Origin of the sequence: uncultured Limnohabitans sp. (assembly GCF_937889215.1) — a bacterium.
Classification (GTDB): domain Bacteria; phylum Pseudomonadota; class Gammaproteobacteria; order Burkholderiales; family Burkholderiaceae_C; genus Limnohabitans_A.
Genome location: NZ_CALBEX010000185.1, coordinates 1 through 2745 on the forward strand (window position 1 = coordinate 1; position 2745 = coordinate 2745).

A 2745-nucleotide genomic window follows, 5' to 3' on the forward strand; every position below is an offset into this window, starting at 1 on the left:
CGGGCCACATCGGGATCGGCCAACCAAGGGTGACGTTCATGCGTCACCACCGTGAAAAAGTAGCTCCCCCCAGGCGTTTTGGCGCGGCGGTATTGCATGGCGTCTCCTTCGACATGGATCGATTCATTGAGCCACAAACCCGCATCCAATTCAACGCTTTTGTATTTATTTACAAACATTCCCCTAAATCACGGCCTTCAGGCCCGACATTTCCCCGTAGGTCGCGGCCTTTAGGTCCGACACATCCCGCGTAGGTCGCGGCCTTTAGGTCCGACACATCCCCCGTAGGTCGTGGCCTTTAGGTCCGACAGCCATCCCTTCGCGAAGCGACGTGTCATGCGGTTTTGGAATGCCAGCAGCTTTGTCGGACCTGAAGGCGCCGACCTACAAATGCCGAACGCCCCGTAGGTCGTGGCCTTTAGGTCCGACAGCCATCCCTTCGCGAAGCGACATGTCATGCGGTTTTGGGGTGCCGGCGGCTTTGTCGGACCTGAAGGCGCCGACCTACAGATGCCTACAAATATCGACGTTTCTGCGCGGGTTTGTCAGGCGTCTAGAAAGGGGGTGGTGCCATGGCGGCGGGAGACTTGGCCCAGGCGGTCGTACAGATCGACCGAGACGTTGGATTCGCCTTGCAGGGCTTGCAGTGCGCCTTTGACGGCTTGGAGTTGGCGTTGCAGCAATTGAATGTTGCGCAGGTGGTCTTGTTTGCATTGCTGCAGGCCAGGCTGCAGGTCTTGCCAGACGGAGGGGGCGGGGTTTTGCGCAGCGGCCCACTGGGCAAACCAGGCCAGTCTTTCGAGGATTTGGATGCGTTCGGCTTGCAGGCCCTCGAACCCGTTCATGTCACGGGATTTCAAAACTTCGAACTCCAGCGCCAACAATTCGGCCAGGCGGGCCGCGTCCTGCGGTGCCGCGGCCATCACGGCGGCCAAGGTGCCGTCTGGTGGCTGGGCGTCAGTGCTTGGATGCTGGTTGCTCATTCAAAGATCAGTCTTGGATCATTTTTTCGATGGCCATGAAGTTTTCGGCAATGCGTCGCGTGTCCATGGGGTATTGACCTTGCTGGATGGCGAGTTTGATGGCCTCAACTTTGGCGCGGTCGAATTCGGGTTCTTGCATGGCTTTTTGCGCCACTTCGCTCAATTTGACTTCGTCAGATTGGGTTGGTGCTGCCTTCAAAAGGGTTTCAGACGCAGCATCAGACGAACGCTCTTGAGCCTTCGCAGCCGCTTGGCGATTGGACGAGTCCATTTGGGCAACTCGGCGGAAACTAGAGATGGGATCAGTCATGATGGTTCTCTTTTCTGGCCTCTTTTCAATGAGCTGAGACCTCGCTCGAATTCAGAATCGACAGCAGATTCTAGAACTTGAGCGGGTTGATCTGTTTTTTTCATTATTTTTGCGATCCGGGGCTTCAAAGGCCTTCAACCTGGTTGGGCCCCTTGACCTGACCCGTGAGCAAACGGCCGGATTCCCGGTTTTTGAGCTTGATTTGCTCGCCGTAGCGGCCGTCTTGCATGGCTTCTACCCTCGCAGATATTTTAAAACCGCTGGTTTGCCCCACGGACATCAAGACCATTTGGCCTCTTTTGACGAGCACGGTGGGCCGGATGTCTTGGCTGCGCAGCGGGGTGTCTGGGCGCACGTCGCGCACCACCTCGGCGTAGAGCACTTGCGAGACGTGTTCGAGCACGTTCACGGGCATGCCAGGTGTATCGACATCTGCAAGCCGAACATGAGTGGCGTTGAGCTGCATGCCGCGTTGCAGGGGCACGGCGGCGACCAGCACTTGGCGCTGTTCAGGCGCAGGGGCGGCTGCTTGGCTGGGGGCTGGCGTGGGCGTGGCCGCTTGGCCTGCGATGGCGACCCGCACATAGAGCTGCCAAGCCGGTTGTGGGCAGCGCACCCGAACGGTTTGCGCGCTGGCAAAGGGCAGGTCCATGGCGAGGGCTTGGCTGCAGGTTTGGATTTGCAGGCGCGGGTCCATCGGGGCGATGTCAACGGCTTCGGGCGACACCGATTGGGTTTGCGCCACCCAGGTGATGACGGCTTTGTGCAGGGCTTGGGCACCCGAAGTGCGTGCATCCAGCGGCGCACTCATGGCGCTGAGGCTGGTCAACCAGAGGGCAAAGCTCAGCCAGAGGCCCCGGATCGTGAGGTGATCCAAAAGTCGGCACAGCATTTGCATGTTGGGTTTCATCGGTGTGGAAGTTTTGACAGTGTTCATGATTTCCAACTACCAAGCAAAAACGAGACCAGGCCAAACCACCGCACCTTGACCCCCCCCGACCCATGAGCAACTTGTTGTCCCCTTTGTCCAGCCTGCCAGCGCTGAACCGCTCTGCCCCTTTAGGTGGCGGCGCGGACCTGCCCGCTGCGAACCGGTCGGGGGCGTTTGGGCAGGTGTTGGCCGATGTGGCGACGCCCACTTCCGTGGTGCAGGCGCAAGGGGGTGACACTTTGATCGGTTTGGTCAAAGCCCACTACAGGCAAAACCAGCAGCCGATCACCGAGGGCCAAGCCATGCGCCTGGCCCATCAGGTGGCGGCGCACAACCAGATAGAGAACCCGGATTTGATCTTGACGGGCCAGAAGATCGATTTTTCTGCGCTGCAGATGCCAGCGTTGACCCGCGCCAACCCGCCCGGCCCGCTGGACTTGAATGCCCATAGCGCCCAGCTTGTGAAGCAACTCAACACTTCGGGCGAGCCCACATTGACCGCCAATGCTTTGGCCACCCGG

4 protein-coding genes are annotated in these 2745 nt (G+C 59.3%); 1 reads left to right on the plus strand and 3 read right to left on the minus strand.

Annotation, left to right across the window (positions count from 1 at the left end; all coding sequences use genetic code 11):
• Positions 1-545 precede the first annotated feature (545 nt).
• The 3 genes from Q0341_RS04735 to flgA all read right to left on the minus strand — a co-directional run bounded on the left by Q0341_RS04735 (position 546) and on the right by flgA (position 2230).
• Positions 546-983: a flagellar protein FlgN gene (locus tag Q0341_RS04735; RefSeq protein WP_299510916.1), complete on the minus strand. Its 438-nt coding sequence runs from the start codon at positions 981-983 to the stop codon at positions 546-548.
• A gap of 7 nt (positions 984-990) precedes the next feature.
• Positions 991-1293, minus strand: coding sequence for a flagellar biosynthesis anti-sigma factor FlgM (gene flgM, locus Q0341_RS04740; protein WP_299510917.1), 303 nt, complete (start codon positions 1291-1293; stop codon positions 991-993).
• A 124-nt stretch (positions 1294-1417) separates the two neighbouring features.
• A complete protein-coding gene (gene flgA, locus Q0341_RS04745; protein ID WP_299510918.1) occupies positions 1418-2230 on the minus strand; it encodes a flagellar basal body P-ring formation chaperone FlgA in 813 nt (270 codons plus the stop codon).
• A gap of 65 nt (positions 2231-2295) precedes the next feature.
• Between flgA and Q0341_RS04750 the strand changes: the two genes are divergently transcribed.
• Positions 2296-2745, plus strand: a 450-nt coding sequence (locus Q0341_RS04750) for a hypothetical protein (protein ID WP_299510919.1), incomplete at its 3' end; no start/stop codon positions are given.

Coding starts and splice junctions, on each gene's coding strand:
- Q0341_RS04735 (WP_299510916.1), bottom strand. CDS start 983: ATGAGCAACCAGCATCCAAGCACTGACGCCCAGCCACCAGACGGCACC.
- flgM (WP_299510917.1), bottom strand. CDS start 1,293: ATGACTGATCCCATCTCTAGTTTCCGCCGAGTTGCCCAAATGGACTCG.
- flgA (WP_299510918.1), bottom strand. CDS start 2,230: ATGAACACTGTCAAAACTTCCACACCGATGAAACCCAACATGCAAATG.